This is a genomic window from Hamadaea flava (genome assembly GCF_024172085.1).
GTDB lineage: Bacteria > Actinomycetota > Actinomycetes > Mycobacteriales > Micromonosporaceae > Hamadaea > Hamadaea flava.
In genome coordinates this window covers 7,171,778-7,188,794 of sequence record NZ_JAMZDZ010000001.1, presented here as the reverse complement: position 1 = coordinate 7,188,794, position 17,017 = coordinate 7,171,778, and the positions used below count along the sequence as shown (strand labels likewise).

Below are 17,017 nucleotides of genomic sequence, written 5' to 3'. Positions count from 1 at the left end.
CTACCACCGGCGCGCGGGGCGGCGGTGCGGTCTGGCGGAACGCTACGGTTGCGGATATGCAGGACACCTCCGCTGCCGCCGCCCTCGTGGCGGGCGGCTCCGACGCGCTCACCACCGCCGCCGACGAAACGGCGGCCACCGCCGCCGGCCACCTCGGCGACTTCCTCGCCACCGGCACGCTGACCGCGTACGACGAGGCCGTGTCGTCCCTGAGCCGGGTACGCAACCTGGCCAAGCTGGCCCAGATGGCCCACCCGGACGCGGACGTCCGCGCCACCGCCGCCACCGTCCAGCAGGACATCGACAAACGGCTCACCGAGATCTCCCTCGACCCGGCGGTGTACCAGACGCTCGCTGGGCTCGACCTGACCGCCGAGGACGCGGCCACGCGCCACTGGGTCGGCCGGGTGCTGCGCGACATGCGCCTGGCCGGCGTCGACCGGGACGACGAGACCCGGGCTCGCGTACGCGCGCTGCAGGACGAGCTGACCGCCACCGGTCAGGCGTTCGAACGGACGATCGCCTCCGACACGCGTACCGCCGAAGTCCCGCCGAGCGCGCTGGACGGGCTGCCCGACGACTACGTGGCCGCCCACCCGGCCGGCGACGACGGCCTGGTCCGGATCACCACCGACTATCCGGACTACATCCCGTTCATGACGTACTCCCGCGACGCGGCCGCCCGCGAGCAGCTGTGGCGGCTCAACACGATGCGCGGCTTCCCCGACAACGAGGCCAACCTGCGGCGCCTGCTGGAACTGCGGCGCGAGCTGGCCGGCCTGCTCGGCTTCGCGACCTGGGCCGACTTCGTCACGGCCAACAAGATGATCGGCTCGGAGCAGGCGATCGCCGACTTCGTGGCCCGCATCTCCGACGCCGCCCGCGACCGCAGCGGCCGCGACTACGCCGTGCTGCTGGAGCGCAAGCGCGCCGACGACCCCACCGCCGACACCGTCGAGCCGTGGGACAACAACTACCTGACCGACCGCGTACGCGCGGAGCAGTTCGCCTTCGACTCCCAGACGGTCCGGCCGTACCTGGAGTACACCGCCGTCAAGGACGGGCTGATGGCGGTCGCGGCGCAGATGTTCGGCGTCGAGTTCCGCCCGGTCGAGCAGCCGGTGTGGCATCCGGAGGTCGAGGCGTACGACGTCGTCGAGAACGACGCGGTGCTGGGCCGCATCTACCTCGACATGCACCCGCGGGCCGACAAGTTCAGCCACGCCGCGATGTTCACGATGGTCGTCGGCAAGCGGGGGCGTACGCCCGAGTGCACGCTGTTGTGCAACCTGCCCAACCCGGCCAACGGCCGCGCCCTGTTGCAGCCGACCGACGTGCGGACGTTCTTCCACGAGTTCGGCCACCTGCTGCACCAGATCTTCGCCAGTGCCGGCCGCTGGAGCGGCGTCGGCGGGGTCAGCGTGGAGTGGGACTTCGTCGAGGCCCCGTCGCAGCTGCTCGAGGAGTGGGTACGCGACCACGGCGTGCTGGCCCGGTTCGCCCGGCACGCCGACACCGGCGAGATCCTGCCGGCCGAGACGGTAGTGGCGATGCGGGCGGCCGAGGAGTTCGGCAAGGGCATGTCCGTACGCCAGCAGATGTTCTACGCCGCGCTCAGCCTGGAACTGCACCGCCGCGATCCGTCCACACTCGACATTCCGGCGGTGGAGAAGGAACTGATGGAGCTGCACACCCCGTTCCGGCACCCGGCGGGGTCGAAGTTCCACCTCTCCTTCGGCCACCTCAACGGCTACTCCGCGATGTACTACACGTACATGTGGTCGCTGGTGATCGCCAAGGACCTGTTCACCGCCTTCGACCCCGACGACCTGCTCGCGACCGGCCCGGCGGGCCGCTACCGGCAGACCGTCATCGGGCGCGGCGGATCGGCGCCGGCGGCCGAGCTGATCCGGGACTTCCTCGGACGCGACTACCGCTTCGACGCCTTCCAGGCGTGGCTCGAGGACTAAGCCTGGAGCGAGCGCGTGAGGTCGGTCGCGGTCACCCGCGTGCACTCGGTGGCGAACCGGTCCGGCGGCACCATCAGGACGGGGCACAACGCCCGGTTCAGGCAGTATTTCGAGGTGCCGCCGCGACCGGCCAGCCGGGCCAGCCGCCCCGGCCGCCCGACGCCCACCACGAGCAGGTCGTCGTCGCGGTACGCGTACTCGACCAGCGCCGGGCCGGGCAGGGCCTGGACGGTCACCAGGCGCAGGTCGACATCACGGGGCAGACCGCCCATCGCCGTGTCGAACGCGTGCCGGATCTCCGCTTTGGCGGCCGCGTCCAGTTCGGACTCCCAGATCCGTACCGTGGGGGCGTAGTAGCCGCCCGCGGTCGGCATCCAGGCACGCACCGCGTGCAGTTCGGCGGCGCGGATCCGCGCTTCGCCGACCGCCCGGCGTAGCGCCCGCAACCCCGACAGGGAGTCGTGCACTCCCAGGATCACCCTCAGCCGCTCGGTCATGGCTCCGTCACCTTCGACATCCTCTGATATCGATGACATCAAGTCTGGGGAGCGTACGCAAGAGCGCCGCGGAGATTTACGCCTCTCCGCGAAGTTTGTCCACCAAATCCCGGCAGCCGTCAGCGGTGTCGTCGAGAGTCCAGCCCTGTTCGTCGAGCAGTTCGAGGTCGGTCAGCTGCCGATCCAGCTCGGCCTGGATCGCCGGATGGGCCAGTTCCCAGCTCTCCAGGCGTACGCGGGGCGGTTTGCGGTGCGGCCAGTCCCGGTCGTCCCCCGCCAGCACGGAGGCGTAGTCGAAGCCGCGCCAGCCCGCCCACATCGCGAACTCGGCGCAGCCGTGCAGGTAGCACTCGGCGGCGTAGAAGGCGGCCATCGCCGCGTGGTCGACCGCGTCGGCCGGATTGTCATGCGGTTTCTGGTACGCCGGGCTCAGATAGAACGCGCCAACCGCCTCAGCCACCTCGGCGACCGACTGCTTGCCGTCCCGGCGGCCGCACAGGCCGTCCCAGACGACTTCGAGGACCGGCCGCCAGTGGCACACGATCGCCGCCCGCTCCTGGTCGGGCAGCTGGTGATGCTCGTGCTGCAACCGGTCGGCCACCGCTGCCGCGAACGCCGTACGCTGCCGCCCGGCGAGACCGGCCAGCATCGGCCGGACCGTCGCGCGGACGTCGAGGAAGTGCCGCAGGCCCAGGTCGTCCAGGTCCTCGCGGATCGCATCGTCATGGATCGGATCCCGCACCACTCGACGGTATGCCCGATTCGCCGGTCGCGCCAAAGGAACGCGGTTGCGAAAGTCCTGGATGACGGCCGAGAATATGTGCATGAGTGCGAGCACGCCGCGATTTACGTGCCCCCGGTTCTCCGGTGGGCCGACGTTCGCGCGCCGCGTTCGGTAACAGCCTTCTCGTCGACGGCGCGCACGTTCGCGCATCGATGGAGGACACTCATGACCACTCCGCTGGAGCGGCTGCTCGCCGTTCGCGACCTCACCGACCCCGACGCCGGCCCGCACGCCGTGCAAGAAGTCGTCCGCCGGCTCGAAGACGCCCTGGCCGCGACCTGGCCGGTCCCGGTCCGCCGAGACCCAGGCCCCCGGATCGTCACTGTCGCCGACAACTACGACCGGCTGCGCTATCGGCCGGACGACGTGACCCGCGACCGCCGGTACAGCCACTACGCCGGCGACGGCCGCATGCTCCGCTCGCACACCACCGCCCGGATCCCGGCCCTGCTCCAGCAGACCACCGGCGACGTGCTGCTCAGCGTGCCGGGGATCTGCTACCGCCGCGACGTCATCGACCGGCACCACGTCGGCCAGCCGCACCAGCACGACCTGTGGCTGATCCGGCCTGCCGGACCGCCGCTGACCTCGGACGATCTGACCACCATGGTCCGCGCGGTCGTCGAGGCGGTGCTGCCGGGCCGCACCTGGCACACCCCGCCGAGCGTCCATCCGTACACGGTGGAGGGCTGCGAGATCTACGTGCGGACCGCTGACGGCGACGTCGAGATCGGCGAATGCGGGCTGGCCCACCCCGAGGTGCTCGCAGCGGCCGGGCTGCCCGCCGGGTCCGGCCTCGCGATGGGGCTCGGTCTCGACCGGCTCACCATGCTCGCCAAGGGCGTACCGGACATCCGGCTGCTGCGCGACCCCGACCCGCGGGTGGCCGGGCAGATGCTCGACCTGCGGCCCTACCGCGCCGTCTCGAACCATCCGCCCACGCGCCGCGATCTGTCACTCGCCGTCGGCGACGAACTCGACGCCGAACTTCTAGGCGATGTCGTACGCACAACGCTGGGCCCGGCGTCCGACGCCGTCGAGGAGGTGTCCGTCGTCTCCGCCACCCCCTACGACGAACTGCCCCCGTCGGCGCGCGACCGGATGGGTCTGACCCCCGGGCAGAAGAACGTGCTCCTACGCCTGATCCTCCGGCACCCGTCCCGCACCCTCACCGCCGCCGACGCGAATCTGTTGCGGGACCGCGTCTACGCCGCGCTGCACGCCGGTTCCGCCCATGAATGGGCGAGCGCTGCGCACGGCGTACAAGAGGAGTAATGCGGCAATGACCAGCGCGGGCAGGGTGCCGGCGACGGCGACCAGGCCCGAACCGGCCGGGATGGCCGCGGCCAGCGGCGCGAAGGTGAGCGTCGTGGCCGTGGCCGAGACGCGGCCGAGCATCTCGCCGGGGGTGTGACGCTGGACGGCGGTCATCGCGGCGACCACCGTCCACGGCAGACCGACGCCCGCGATCACCGCCCCGGCGACCACGCCCGGCAGCCACGGCAGGCCGCGCAGGACGAGCCCGACGGTGAACAGCGCAGCCCCCAGCGCGCCGAACCGGATCTCCGACAGCCGATCCAGGAAGCGGCCCGCGAGCAGCCCGCCGACGATGGCGCCCGCGCCCTGCAACGACGCCAGTACGCCGACGAAGCTCGCGGGCCGCCCGAGCTGGACGGTCACCACCTCCAACTGGGCGGCGGTGACGAAGCCGGACATCGCCACCGCCGTGGCCGCGATGCCCACGGTTCGCTTGACCGGACCGGCCAACGCGGTCAGCCGAACCCGAGTCCGGGGGCGGCGCGGCGGCTCATCGGCCCTGATCAGCGCATAGAGCCCGGACGAGAGCACCAGCGTCGCCGCGCAGATCACCGCGACCGCGCCGCCGCCCTGCCACGCGAACAGGCCCGCGCCGGCCAGCGGAGCGATGATCTTCATGCTCTCCTGCGCGCTCATCCGCCAGCCGTTCAACCGGCCCAGCACCGCCGGCTCCACCGCGCTCGGCAGCAAAGCCGACTCGGCCGCGTCGTTGAGCACATAATTCACCCCGTACGCGAGCATCACCGCGTAGAGCAGCCACAGGTCACCGCGCTCGCGTACCAACAGCAGGCTGAACAGCCCGGCCGCCAGCACCAGACTGGTCCAGATCAGCAACCGCCGCCGCGGCATCCGGTCCACAAGCGACCCCAGCAGCGGCCCGAACAGCGTCGGCAGGTAGACGCACAACCCGGCCAGCGCCGCCAGCTCGCTCGAGCCGCTCAACGCGAGCACCCACACCGTGGCCGTCAACGACATCGCCGACCCACCGAAGCCGGAGGCGATCGAGACGCCGATGAACAGCGGCACGTTCCTATTGCGTCGTACCTTGAGTGACATGCGCTCAAGCTAGCGGCCGTTTTGCTGGCCGCCAAGGTCAACTTTCCGTTGACTGCGGTACGCTGCGGCAATGACGCGCGCCTACGACTCCGTGACCGCGGCCGTGACCCGCGACGACGCCTCCGTGGCCGACCGGCTGGCCGCGCTCGGCCGACTCGCGGCGGCCCGCAAAGACCTCGACTCGCTGGAACGAGGACTGATCGCCGACCTGCGCTCGGCCGGCGTCTCCTGGAGCCGGATCGCCACAACGATCGGCGTCGGCTCCCGCCAGGCGGCCGAACAGCGGTACCTGAGACTATGTGGCTTGCTTGATCGTCAACGCCCCGTTGACACAGACTTGATCGCCGCCCTCCGGACATCCGCCCTCCGCGCGCACACGGCACTGGTCGCCGCCCCACCCGACGATCCGCGCGCCCACCTCGCCGCCGCCACCCTCGAACACGCGCTGTCCGCCGCCCCCGGCGCCCTGTACGCCCTCGTCGAACAGGCACTCGGCGACCTGCACGGTCTCGCCTTCGACTCCTCCGCATTGGCGGCGGCACTTTCTCGTGCACGGTTGGAGTCGCTGTAGCAGTCGCGGTTGGAGTCGCGGTTGGACCCGTTGAAATAGGCGTATTCTGGGGATTCTTCGCCCTTGGGGTGCGCGTTTTCAGAGGTTCGCATATTCGGGGGTAGGCGTATTCGGGGGGTGTGTTGTGAGTCTTCTCGTCACGCTGATCGCCGGCGCCGCCCTGCTCGTCGGCCCCGCCACCGCCTCCTTGGCTGGTACGTCCTCAGCGAGTCCGTCCTCAGCCGGACCCTCCACGGCCGGTTCTTCCGCGGCCGGTCCATCCTCAGCCCGTTCTTCCATGGCCGGTTCATCCGTGGCCGCTTCATCCGTGGCCGGTTCTTCCATGGCCAGTTCATCCGTGGCCGCTTCTTCCGTGGCCGGTTCTTCCGTGGCCGGTTCTTCCGTGGCCGGTTCTTCCACAGCGGATGCTTCGGCGGCCGGCACTTCCGCAGCCGGGCCTTCCGGAGACCCGCAGAAGCAGCAGGCCATCGCCGACTGGTTCACCCACGGCGGCGACAAGCGGCTCACCGCGCTGCAAAACGACTTCGAAGCGATCGCGAAGGCCGCCACCGCAACGGATCTACCCGCCGTGAAGGCCGGCTGCAGCACCCTGAAGTCCGACGTGGACGCGGCGCAGGCGTACGCCCCGCTGCCCGACGCGCAAGCCCAGAAGTTCTGGGCAGCCTCCCTAGACCTCTACGAGAAAGCAGCGCTCGACTGCGTCGCCGGAGCCGAGAAGGCCGACAGCCGGCTGCTGCTCAAGTCGAACGACGAGATGACCCAGGGCAGCCGGGAGTTGTCCCGCGCCACCGCCCGAGTCCAGGAGATCCTGCGCTGACGTCCTTCTGACTTCCTCACTCCTGCGGGTACGCATCTTCAGCGCTCCGCCGGGCATCTTCGGCGGTTTGACCAGGCATCTTCGGTCCTTCGCCGGGCATCTTCGGCGGGCGTGGCCTGGGCCGATCTCTTCGCGGGCAGTGACCGAACTCCCGCTTTCACGAGCCTCTACCAGGAGAGCAGAGTTCCACCCATGTCGTCCAGCAAATCCTCACAGGCGAACGGTGCCTTGATTGTCGGCGTCACCGCCGCGGTGATCGGCGGGATCTGCGGCATCGGCCTCATCGTGTCCGCGCTGGCCGCCGATCCCGTTGCGGCGCCGACCAACTCCAAGCCCGCCAATACGCAGAGCCCTGCTGCGATCCAGTCGGCGGTCGCCCCCTCGGCAGCCGCGCCGCCGACGCTGCGTCCCTCCCCTAGTCCCTCGCGGACCTCGGCTGCACCCAAGCGCTCGGCTTCACCCAAGCGCTCGGCTTCTCCCAAGCGGTCGTGCGACCCGAACTACGCCGGTGCCTGTGTGCCGATCGCCTCCGACGTCGACTGCGCGGGCGGGAGCGGCGACGGCCCGGCATACCTCACCGGCACGGCCCGAGTCGTCGGCAGCGACATCTACGACCTCGACCGCGACCACGACAGGATCGCCTGCGAGAAGGATTAGCTCGGCAGCACGTCGTCCAGTACGCCCGCGTCGTCCACTTCGTAGACACCGGTCACCGCGGCCAACGGCAACGTCCCGTAGACGTGCGGAAACTCCTCACCTCGGTTGGGCGCCAACTCCCACTTCACCGCGTCGCCCAAGGACTCCTCATCGACGGCGAGAACGACCAGCGGCGTACCAGAGCCGAAGACCCGCAACGCCGTCGACTGCGCCTGCGTACGCGAAGAGCAGTGGATGAAGCCGCTCTCGTGATCGAACGGCGTACCGTCGAACTCCCCCGCAGCCTGGAACTCCGTCCACTCAGCCGGGCGCAGAAGCTTGTAGATCGTCACCTCGCCAACATCGCAGACTACGGTCCCCGCGTACGCCCCGATCCTGCTATCGTCCCGCTCGCAGACGATCATGGGGGAGGATGCGCTCAGCAGGTGACGTCTCGGGCGTTGACGACCCAGCTGCGCAGTTTCGCGTTGGGGAAGCGTGCGGCTTCGTCGTCCTGCGTGGGAGGGCAGGGGTTCGGTCGGCCTGCCCGCTTGCGCTGGAGTGGCCCGGTTTCGCGCCTGGGCCCGGCGTTGGTCGGGCGAGCCGGACGGATCGACACCGCATCGTCCGCTGGAACGATCTCCGGAAGCCCGGATACCTTTCCCCGCACCGGTTCGGTGCGTGACCATCCGGAAGTCGAGCCGTTCACTCGCCAGCGGTCAGCGGTGCCCACGGCTCGGACCGACCACCGGTGCGGCGTGCGAGATAGGCCGGACTCCGGTGACACCGTGAAACAGCGGGGCGCCGCCGCGGGTCTCACGGTCGTGGGCCTCCCTGTCGTGGGTCTCGCGGTCGTGGGTCTCGCGGTCGTGGGTCTCGCGGTCGGTGGCCTCCCTGTCGGTGGCCTCGCGGTCGGTGGCCGATCCGTCGGTGGGTAGGCGGATTCCGGGTCGGCCGTCCGCCGGTGGAACACCAGCTACCTCACCGGTCGCCCGTAGGGTCGACGGCGTTCCAGCGACGCTCGCACCACACAGGCCAGCGGCCGATCCAGCAGCTCGCACCGCGCTGGCCAGCCGCCGATCCAGCGTGCGAGTCGCTTTCCCGCGCAGCGTCCACGCCAGCCACCGGAGCAGAGTGCAGGGCTGGTCGGGCGCGGGTGACACCGCGAAACAGCAGAGTGCCGTCGTCGTCATGGACCCGGTAACGCCACTGGATCGTCGGCTGCGGCGCGACCACGCCCCCCGCCGCCTCGACCGCCGCATCCACCGGCGGATTGGCCTGGCCGCGTTGGCGCTCCCGCTCCTCACGCCGAATCGCACAACGATGACGAATCCCTGCGTGATTGGGCGATCCGCGGCCTACTCCTCGATACGCCCGAAGCCCGACGCCATGTCTGGCAATTGCACCAGAACAACCCCGGCCATCCGCCACATCGCTCGCCGACAGGGCGCCGCGCAGCCTGACGAAAACACCTTGCCGACAGTCACCCTGGTCGGCTTGCATTCCCCCGTGAGCGACACACCGGATCTCGGGCCCGTACCGCAACGCATCACCATCGAGACAGATGTGGTACGCCATCTCGTAGCGAACCAGTTCCCCGAATGGGCTGACCTCCCCGTCGAGCCGGTAGCCAACGGCGGATGGGACAACTGGACGTTCCACCTCGGCTCCGGGAGGTCGGTGCGAATGCCCAGCGCAGCCGAGTACGCCCTAGCAGTCGACAAGGAGCACCGCTGGCTGCCGGAACTCGCCCCGCAGCTTCCGCTGCCCATCCCGGTCCCGCTGGCGATGGGCCGCCCGGACGCCGGCTACCCGTTCTCCTGGTCGATCTATCCCTGGCTCGACGGCTCACAGTCGAACCCGGAGGACATCGCCGATCCCATCCGGTTCGCCATCGACCTGGCCGAGTTCCTGGTGGCCCTCCAGCGCGTCGATCCGACCGACGGCCCCGGCCCAGGACTGCACAACTGGTACCGAGGCGGAACGCTGCGCACCTACCAGCCGGAAGTCGACCGATCGCTGACCGCACTCGACGGCCACCTCGATGTCGCACTGGCCCGCGAGATCTGGAAGAACGCGCTGGACGCGCCCTGGAACGGCAAGCCGACGTGGTTCCACGGCGACGTAGCCCGTGGCAACCTCCTGCTCGACGGCGGGCAGCTCGCCGCCGTCATCGACTTCGGCACGTGCGGTGTCGGCGATCCCGCCTGCGACCTCGCGATCGCCTGGACACTGTTGACCACCGAGGGCAGCCAGGAGTTCCGCGAGCGCCTGTCCGTCGACGACGCGACCTGGGCACGTGGACGCGGCTGGGCGCTGTGGAAGACGCTCGCCACCTATTCCTGGTGCTACGACGACCCCGACGACGAAGACGCCGTGACCGCCAAACGCATCCTCGACGGCCTCTTCGCCGAGTACGCCACAAGCCGGCGATAGCCCATCGGCACGAATCGTCCTCGCGGACCGAAGGGGATTCGAACCCCTGGTAGGGCAGGCGCGTACGCCCGAAGCCCCACACGCCTCGTGCCACCTGTACGCAGGCTTCTCGACACAAGGCGTCGCAATCGTCCAGACTCTGCCACCGGTCCGCCCACCACTTTGCTGCGCACTTTCCAGCCGAGGCAAGCTATTTGCGTGATCGACAAGACCGGCCGGCATTGGCGAGGCGAAGATTTCACCGACCTCACCGACTATCTGCGTGACTTCCAAGCTGGCGGCTACCCCGTACGCCACACCGATGAACTCCTGTGCCGCAAGTGCAGCGGCAAGAGCTTCCGACTGGAAGATCGACTACTCGCCGTCGCGGCATCTGCTCAGCCATACGGCTCCATAACGAAGAGGTCATCTTCTCTCGTAGCGAGCAAAAGCTGACACGACCCAAGATACGACGAAACCAGCCCCCGCCATGACCGTCGCGAGGATCGCCAGTGCCAGCCAACCGGCGAGCACGTAACCCAGTCCGCGGCCCGAAGCGCCAACCAGCACAGCGTTGAGGCTCCGGCCCACGAAGATCCAGCCGACGATCGCGACACCCGTGGCTAGGAAGGCAACCCATTTGGCCTGCTCCCGCGCTTCGACAAGCTTGTACTCCTGCTGATCCATGTCCGGAGAGTACAAACGTCGCGCAGCTCGGCCGGATTGACGTTCATGCTCCCTCCGGACCACCCGTCGACGCACCGGAGCAACCTGAGCTGTCGGGTGTCGTCCTGATCGAACAGTCACCGCAAGCCAACCACAGCTTCACGGGCCGCACCGTGGCAAAGCGTCCTCGGGCGATGGCTTGCGCACAGGTTGATCTACCGCGGTGGTTGGACCGTGCATGTCGACGCACCCGGCCGGGACCCGATCAAGATCCGCTGTCCGAACCGAGACGCCGCCGACCTTCTTGCTAGTCGGCTGGTCGACGGCTTGCAAACCCGTGGACTGATCGCCTTGAACGATCTGTTGTGAGCCAAATCAGTAAACCGCCACGAACTGCGGAACTTCCGGACGGCCGCGTACCGATCCGGCGTGGGGAAGAGTATCCGGCGCTCCGGAGATCGGCACCCCGATCGAGGCCGTCCCCGCAGCAGCATCGCCGGCCGGAACGCGCCAGGCCGCCACACGATCACGGCGTGACATCACCCGCTCGAAAGGCCCAGCGCTCCTTGAGTGACGGACGCCGCCTACCTTCTCCGCCTTAGTAGTAGATCTGCTCGACGTTAGGTAGTTCGGTCGGCAGCAGCTCCTCGCGCCCGTCGAACGTCTGGTCCTCGATGAGACGCCGCACGACGGCACGGACCGCAGCATGATGCTTCACGACTCCAGTGTCCATGCCGTCCTGACGCTGACCGTGCCCCGCTCGCAAAACGAACCATCAACAGGATAGCGAACCCGTCACTTGGCGTTGTAGTAGTTCGCCTCCGGGTGGTGCACGATGATCGCGTCCGTTGCCTGCTCCGGGTGCAGCTGGAACTCCTCGGACAACTCCACCCCGATCCGGCCGGCGTCCAAAAGCGACACGATCTTCGCGCGGTCCTCAAGGTCCGGGCAGGCCGGGTAGCCGAAGGCGTACCGGCAGCCGCGGTAGTCGTTGCGCAACACGCCAGCCAGGTCGGCCGGGTCGGACGAGCCGACCGTGTCGCCGGAGGGCAGCACCAGTTCGGCGCGGATCCGGGCGTGCCAGTATTCCGCGAGCGCCTCGGTCAGCTGCACGGACAGGCCGTGGACTTCGAGGTAGTCGCGGTATTGGTTGCCGGCGAACAGCTTGTTGGCGTACTCGCTGATGGTGTGGCCGACCGTCACCAGTTGCAGCGCCAGGACGTCGAGGCCGAGGTCGCGCGGGCGGAAGAAGTCGGCCAGGCACAGGCGGCGTTCTTGGCGCTGGCGCGGGAACGTGAAGCGGGCGCGTTCGCTGTGCCCGTTCTCGTCCAAGACGATCAGGTCGTTGCCTTCCGAGTACGCCGGGAAGTAGCCGTACACGACGGCGGATTCCAGGACCTGTTCGGTGGCGAAGCGCTCCAGCCAGTAGCGCAGCCGGGGCCGGCCTTCGGTTTCGACGAGTTCTTCGTAGGACGGGCCTTGGCCGGCGCGGGCGCCCCGCAGGCCCCACTGGCCGAGGAACAGTGCTCGCTCGTCCAGCATCGACGCGTAGTCGGCGACCGGGATGCCCTTGACGACCCGGGTGCCGAAGAACGGCGGCTTCGGGACGTCCACGTCGGTCGCGACGTCACTGCGTACCGTGTCGTCGTCGAGACCGGGCAGCTCGGACGTGACCACCGCGCGGTGCTTGGCCCGGCGTTCCCGGCGGGCCGCCAGCGCGGCTTCGCGGGCCGGGTCCACCACGGCGGTCCCCGTACGCTTGGCGGTCATCACCCGGTCCATGAGGGCGAGCCCTTCGAAGGCGTCGCGGGCGTAGTGGACCTCGCCGCCGTCGAACAGGTCGCGCAGGTCGTCCTCGACGTAGGAGCGGGTCAGCGCCGCTCCGCCGAGCATGACCGGCCAACGGCTGTGCAGGCCGCGGGCGAGCATCTCGGCGAGGTTCTCCTTCATGATGACCGTGCTCTTGACCAGCAGCCCGGACATGCCGATGACGTCGGCGCCGTGCTGCTCGGCGGCGTCGAGGATCGCGTTGATCGGCTGCTTGATGCCGAGGTTGACGACCGTGTAGCCGTTGTTGGACAAGATGATGTCGACGAGGTTCTTGCCGATGTCGTGGACGTCGCCGCGCACGGTCGCGAGCACGATCGTGCCCTTGCCGGACGAGTCCGACTTCTCCATGTGCGGTTCCAGGTACGCCACGGCGTTCTTCATGACCTCGGCCGACTGCAACACGAACGGCAGCTGCATCTGGCCGGAGCCGAACAGGTCGCCGACGGTCTTCATGCCTTCGAGCAGGATCTCGTTGACGATGTCCAATGCGGACTTGTTCGCCAGCGCGGCGTCGAGGTCGGCTTCCAGACCGTTGCGCTCGCCGTCGACGATCCGGCGCTGCAGGCGCTCCTCCAGCGGCAGCGCCGCCAGCTCCTCCGCGCGGGTCGCGCGGGCCGAGGCGGCGTCCACTCCCTCGAACAGGTCGATGTAGCGCTGGAGCGGGTCGTACTCCACCGAACCGTCGGCGGCGAAGCGGCGGCGGTCGTAGACCAGGTCCAGCGCGACCTGGAGCTGCTCCTCCGGGATGCGGGCGATCGGCAGGATCTTCGACGCGTGCACGATCGCGCTGGTCAACCCGGCCTGCTGGCATTCGTTGAGGAACACCGAGTTCAGCACCTGACGGGCCGCCGGGTTGAGACCGAACGACACGTTCGAGATGCCCAGCGTGAAGTTCACCCCGGGATACCGGGCCGCGATTTCCTTGATCGCCTCGATCGTCTCGATGCCGTCGCGGCGGGTCTCCTCCTGACCGGTCGCGATCGGGAAGGTGAGCGCGTCGATGAAGATGTCCTCACGGCGCAGTCCCCACTGGCCGGTCAGGTCGTCGATGAGCCGCGCCGCGATCCGGACCTTCCAGTCCCGCGTACGCGCCTGGCCCTCCTCGTCGATGGTCAGCGCGACCACGGCGGCGCCGTGCTCCCGGACCACCGGCATGACCCGGGCGTAGCGGGAGGTCGGGCCGTCGCCGTCCTCGAAGTTCACCGAGTTGATGATCGAGCGGCCGCCCAGCATCTCCAGACCCGCCTCGAGCACCGCCGGCTCGGTCGAGTCCAGCATGATCGGCAGCGTCGACGCGGTGGCGAACCGGCCCGCCAGCTCCCGCATGTCCACCGCGCCGTCGCGGCCGACATAGTCGACGCACAGGTCGAGCAGGTGCGACCCGTCGCGGGCCTGCTGCCGCGCGATCTCGATGCACGCGTTGTAGTCACCGGCGAGCATCGCCTCACGGAACGCCTTGGAGCCGTTCGCGTTCGTCCGCTCCCCCACCATCAGCACGCTCGCGTCCTGCTGGAACGGCACGTGGTGGTAGAGGCTGGCCAGGCCGCCCTCCGGCTGCTGGCCGCGCTCGGCCGGCGCCGTGCCGTGCAGCTCGTCCACGACCGCCGCCAGGTGCTCCGGGGTCGTGCCGCAGCAGCCGCCGATCAGCCGCGCGCCGTAGTCGTTGACGAACCGGCCCAGCGCCTCGGTCAGCTCCGCCGGGGTCAGCGGATAGCGAGCGCCGTCCGCGGTCAGCTCGGGCAGTCCCGCGTTCGGCATCACCGACAGCGGCACCCGCGAGTGCTGCGCCAGGTACCGCAGGTGCTCGGTCATCTCAGCCGGGCCCGTCGCGCAGTTCAGGCCGATCAGATCGATGCCCAGCGGCTCCAACGCGGTCAACGCCGCGCCGATCTCACTGCCCAGCAGCATGGTCCCGGTCGTCTCGACCGTCACCTGACAGACCAGCGCGACCGCACGCCCGCTCGCGGCGATCGCCCGCTTCGCGCCGATCACCGCGGCCTTCGTCTGCAACAGGTCCTGGCACGTCTCCACGAGGATCGCGTCCGCGCCGCCGTCCACCAGTCCGCGCACATTCTCCTGGTACGCGTCCCGCAGCGTCGCGTACGGCACGTGGCCGAGGGTGGGCAGCTTCGTGCCCGGTCCGACGGAGCCGATCACGAAGCGGGGGCGGCCGGGGGTGCTGAACCCGTGCGCCACCTCCTTGGCGATCTGCGCCCCGGTCAGCGAGTACTCGTAGATCCGCTCGCTGATCCCGTACTCGCCCAACGCCGCGAAGTTCGCCCCGAACGTGTTCGTCTCGACGCAGTCCGAGCCCGCCGCGAAGTACGCCTCGTGCACCGACCGGACGATGTCAGGCCGGGTCACGTTGAGCACCTCGTTGCAGCCCTCGAACCCGGAGAAGTCGTCCAGCGTCGGGTTGGCCGCCTGCAGCATGGTCCCCATCGCACCGTCGGCGATGAGAATCCGATCACGCAGAGCAGCAAGGAAGGCGTTGGTCACCCGGCAAGCCTAGCCAACCGTCCAGACGACTCCGAGCACGGCACAGGACGCTCCCACAGAGCGAGCAGCCCGCGACACGATCACGACAGGGTGCCGCGTCGGTCCCGCGGACTAGGGTGTAGGTGTGAGCGAGTTCGACGGACTGCCGACCCTGCGCAACCCGGTGGCACTGGCCGCCTTCGAGGGGTGGAACGACGCGGCCGACGCGGCCAGCAGCGCCCTCGACCACCTCGAACAGGTCTGGGACGCCAAGGAGGTGGCGGCGATCGACCCCGAGGACTACTACGACTTCCAGGTCACCCGGCCGCACATCAGCCTGATCGACGGCGACACCCGGCGCATCGAGTGGCCGACCACCCGATTCCTCGTGGCCAGCCCGCCCGGGGCCGACCGCGACGTCGTCCTGATCCGCGGGATCGAACCCAACATGCGCTGGCGCGGCTTCTGCGCCGACGTGCTGGAGCTGTGCCACAGCCTGGAGGTCAGCCGGATCGTGCTGCTCGGCGCGCTGCTGGCCGACGTGCCCTACAGCCGGCCCCTGCCGATCAGCGGGAGCTCGCCCAACGCCGAGGCCATGGAGCGCTACAACCTGCTGCCCACCCGGTACGAGGGCCCGACGGGCATCGTCGGGGTGATGCACGACGCCGCGCAGACGGCTGAGCTGGAGTCGCTGTCGTTCTGGGTGCACGTCCCCCACTACGCCAACAATCCGCCCTGCCCCAAGGCGACCCTCGCGCTGCTGCACCGCATCGAGGAGGTGCTCGACCTGCCGGTGCCGGTCGGCGACCTCGCCGAGGAGGCAGCCGAGTGGGAGGACAAGGTGCGCGCCGCCGGTGAGCAGGACGCCGAGCTGGGCGAATACCTGCGGGAGCTGGAGGAACGCGCCGGCGACGCCGGCCTGCAGCCGCTGTCGGGTGACGAGATCGCCAGCGAGTTCGAGAAGTATCTGCGTCGCCGCGGCGGCGGCAACTCGGGCCCGGCCGGCCCCACCGCCGGACTGTTCTGAACATCCGTTCTAAAGTGCGTGCTCGCCGTTGGGCGAATTGCGTGCTTTAGAACGCCACGCCTAAAGAATCCTAGGAATCTAGGTATTCGGACATTCGTGCGGCACAATCCGGTTGTGACAGAGGTGAGCACTTCCGGAATCAATCCGGGCGTCGCCGAGTACCCGCATCGGCAGATCGCCGACACGTTGCGCGCCCGCATCCGCCGCGGTGACTGGGCCGCCGGCGAACGGCTGCCCAGCATCCCCGCCATGGCGACGATGTTCGGCGTGGCGAAGCAGACCATCCAGCGCACCGTCGACCAGCTGCGTGTCGAAGGGCTGCTCATCACCAAGCCCGGCTCCGGCACCTACGTCCGGGGCACGCGCCGCCGGCTCAACCGCCTCGCGCGCGGCCGCTACGGCGCGCACCGCGGCTACCACGCCGACCTGGCCGCGCGGTACCGCCAGCAACTCGTGTCGGTCGGCCGCGAGGCCGCGCCGGCCGAGGTCACCGACGCGTTCGGGGTCCCCGACGGCACGATCCTGGTGGTACGCCGTTATCTCGTCCGTACGCTGGACACCACGGTGTCGCAGGTGACCGTCGAGGTCGGCGCGTCCTGGTTCCTGCCGTCCGATGTCGACGGCTCCGGGATCGAGCGCGCGGAGGCCTTCGGCCGTCCCCTCTACCAGGAGGTCGAGGAGGTCACCGGGCGGCGGTACGCCACCGCCACCGACGTGCTCAGCGCGCGGCTGCCCACCCGGGACGAGTCGGAGCTGCTGGCGATGCGGCCCGATACGCCGGTGCTGCACCTGCTGCACATCGCGTACGACGACAAGCACCGCCCGATCGAGGTCGCCCAGTCGACCTGGCCCGGACCGATGACGACGCTGACCGAGGACTACCAGATCCCGGCGCCCCGCCCGGAGCCCGACGACGATCCCGGCCTGGTCCTGGGCTGAGTTACGGCTTCCCG

General features: G+C 69.4%; 15 protein-coding genes, 1 tRNA gene and 1 pseudogene. 9 read left to right on the top strand and 8 right to left on the bottom strand.

The genetic code is table 11. The features are described from left to right. The first annotated feature begins 56 nt into the window (after nucleotides 1–56). Nucleotides 57–1,970: a M3 family metallopeptidase gene (locus HDA40_RS33770; RefSeq protein ID WP_253761838.1), complete on the top strand. Its 1,914-nt coding sequence runs from the start codon at nucleotides 57–59 to the stop codon at nucleotides 1,968–1,970. On the opposite strand, the gene HDA40_RS33765 is transcribed toward HDA40_RS33770, so the two are convergent. Then, nucleotides 1,967–2,467, bottom strand: coding sequence for a universal stress protein (locus HDA40_RS33765; RefSeq protein ID WP_253761837.1), 501 nt, complete (start codon nucleotides 2,465–2,467; stop codon nucleotides 1,967–1,969). The two genes, HDA40_RS33770 and HDA40_RS33765, sit on opposite strands and share 4 nt — an antisense overlap. A gap of 76 nt (nucleotides 2,468–2,543) precedes the next feature. Beyond that, a complete protein-coding gene (locus HDA40_RS33760) occupies nucleotides 2,544–3,209 on the bottom strand; it encodes a hypothetical protein (protein WP_253761836.1) in 666 nt (221 codons plus the stop codon). Here HDA40_RS33760 and srmL point away from each other — a divergent pair. Beyond that, nucleotides 3,192–4,418 (top strand): annotated as a pseudogene (srmL, locus tag HDA40_RS42645) (PheS-related mystery ligase SrmL); the annotation flags it as partial. The gene HDA40_RS33760 and the pseudogene srmL sit on opposite strands and share 18 nt — an antisense overlap. Here the strand turns inward: srmL and HDA40_RS42640 are convergent. Further along, a complete protein-coding gene (locus tag HDA40_RS42640) occupies nucleotides 4,386–5,624 on the bottom strand; it encodes an MFS transporter (RefSeq protein ID WP_372503056.1) in 1,239 nt (412 codons plus the stop codon). The pseudogene srmL and the gene HDA40_RS42640 sit on opposite strands and share 33 nt — an antisense overlap. Nucleotides 5,625–5,694: 70 nt before the next feature. On the opposite strand from HDA40_RS42640, the gene HDA40_RS33745 reads away from it, so the two are divergent. Further along, the gene (locus HDA40_RS33745) at nucleotides 5,695–6,195 is read left to right on the top strand and encodes a hypothetical protein (protein ID WP_253761834.1); all 501 of its coding nucleotides are present in this window, start codon (nucleotides 5,695–5,697) and stop codon (nucleotides 6,193–6,195) included. A 78-nt stretch (nucleotides 6,196–6,273) separates the two neighbouring features. Here the strand turns inward: HDA40_RS33745 and HDA40_RS33740 are convergent, their stop codons facing one another. Further along, the gene (locus HDA40_RS33740; protein WP_253761833.1) at nucleotides 6,274–6,594 is read right to left on the bottom strand and encodes a hypothetical protein; all 321 of its coding nucleotides are present in this window, start codon (nucleotides 6,592–6,594) and stop codon (nucleotides 6,274–6,276) included. Here HDA40_RS33740 and HDA40_RS33735 point away from each other — a divergent pair. Beyond that, entirely contained in the window at nucleotides 6,578–7,012 is a 435-nt protein-coding gene (locus HDA40_RS33735) for a hypothetical protein (protein ID WP_253761832.1), read from the top strand. The genes HDA40_RS33740 and HDA40_RS33735 overlap by 17 nt on opposite strands. A 192-nt stretch (nucleotides 7,013–7,204) precedes the next feature. Further along, nucleotides 7,205–7,669 (top strand): hypothetical protein, encoded by a 465-nt coding sequence (locus HDA40_RS33730; RefSeq protein WP_253761831.1) that lies wholly within the window; start codon nucleotides 7,205–7,207, stop codon nucleotides 7,667–7,669. Here the strand turns inward: HDA40_RS33730 and HDA40_RS33725 are convergent. Beyond that, nucleotides 7,666–8,001 carry a DUF952 domain-containing protein gene (locus HDA40_RS33725; RefSeq protein WP_253761830.1) on the bottom strand — a complete coding sequence of 112 codons (336 nt, stop codon included), beginning with the start codon at nucleotides 7,999–8,001 and terminating at the stop codon, nucleotides 7,666–7,668. The two genes, HDA40_RS33730 and HDA40_RS33725, sit on opposite strands and share 4 nt — an antisense overlap. Nucleotides 8,002–9,157: 1,156 nt before the next feature. Here HDA40_RS33725 and HDA40_RS33720 point away from each other — a divergent pair. Next, nucleotides 9,158–10,084 (top strand): aminoglycoside phosphotransferase family protein, encoded by a 927-nt coding sequence (locus tag HDA40_RS33720; protein WP_253761829.1) that lies wholly within the window; start codon nucleotides 9,158–9,160, stop codon nucleotides 10,082–10,084. 23 nt (nucleotides 10,085–10,107) lie between these two features. On the opposite strand, the gene HDA40_RS33715 is transcribed toward HDA40_RS33720, so the two are convergent. Then, nucleotides 10,108–10,236 (bottom strand) — tRNA-OTHER (locus HDA40_RS33715). Nucleotides 10,237–10,282: 46 nt separating this feature from the next. Between HDA40_RS33715 and HDA40_RS33710 the strand changes: the two genes are divergently transcribed. Beyond that, complete coding sequence (locus HDA40_RS33710) at nucleotides 10,283–10,519, top strand: hypothetical protein (protein ID WP_253761828.1); 237 nt, start codon at nucleotides 10,283–10,285, stop codon at nucleotides 10,517–10,519. Here HDA40_RS33710 and HDA40_RS33705 read toward each other — a convergent pair. Both HDA40_RS33705 and metH read right to left on the bottom strand, forming a co-directional pair. Then, nucleotides 10,490–10,750, bottom strand: a complete 261-nt coding sequence (locus HDA40_RS33705; protein WP_253761827.1) for a hypothetical protein — start codon at nucleotides 10,748–10,750, stop codon at nucleotides 10,490–10,492. The two genes, HDA40_RS33710 and HDA40_RS33705, sit on opposite strands and share 30 nt — an antisense overlap. Nucleotides 10,751–11,524: 774 nt before the next feature. After that, on the bottom strand, nucleotides 11,525–15,058 hold the full coding sequence (gene metH / locus HDA40_RS33700; RefSeq protein WP_253761826.1) for a methionine synthase: 3,534 nt from the start codon (nucleotides 15,056–15,058) through the stop codon (nucleotides 11,525–11,527). A gap of 124 nt (nucleotides 15,059–15,182) precedes the next feature. Between metH and HDA40_RS33695 the strand changes: the two genes are divergently transcribed. Both HDA40_RS33695 and HDA40_RS33690 read left to right on the top strand, forming a co-directional pair. Then, a complete protein-coding gene (locus tag HDA40_RS33695) occupies nucleotides 15,183–16,064 on the top strand; it encodes a PAC2 family protein (RefSeq protein WP_253761825.1) in 882 nt (293 codons plus the stop codon). 114 nt (nucleotides 16,065–16,178) lie between these two features. After that, complete coding sequence (locus HDA40_RS33690) at nucleotides 16,179–17,003, top strand: GntR family transcriptional regulator (protein ID WP_253761824.1); 825 nt, start codon at nucleotides 16,179–16,181, stop codon at nucleotides 17,001–17,003. Nucleotides 17,004–17,017 lie beyond the last annotated feature (14 nt).

Coding starts and splice junctions, on each gene's coding strand:
- HDA40_RS33770 (WP_253761838.1), top strand. CDS start 57: ATGCAGGACACCTCCGCTGCCGCCGCCCTCGTGGCGGGCGGCTCCGAC.
- HDA40_RS33765 (WP_253761837.1), bottom strand. CDS start 2,467: ATGACCGAGCGGCTGAGGGTGATCCTGGGAGTGCACGACTCCCTGTCG.
- HDA40_RS42640 (WP_372503056.1), bottom strand. CDS start 5,624: ATGTCACTCAAGGTACGACGCAATAGGAACGTGCCGCTGTTCATCGGC.
- HDA40_RS33745 (WP_253761834.1), top strand. CDS start 5,695: ATGACGCGCGCCTACGACTCCGTGACCGCGGCCGTGACCCGCGACGAC.
- HDA40_RS33730 (WP_253761831.1), top strand. CDS start 7,205: ATGTCGTCCAGCAAATCCTCACAGGCGAACGGTGCCTTGATTGTCGGC.
- HDA40_RS33705 (WP_253761827.1), bottom strand. CDS start 10,750: ATGGATCAGCAGGAGTACAAGCTTGTCGAAGCGCGGGAGCAGGCCAAA.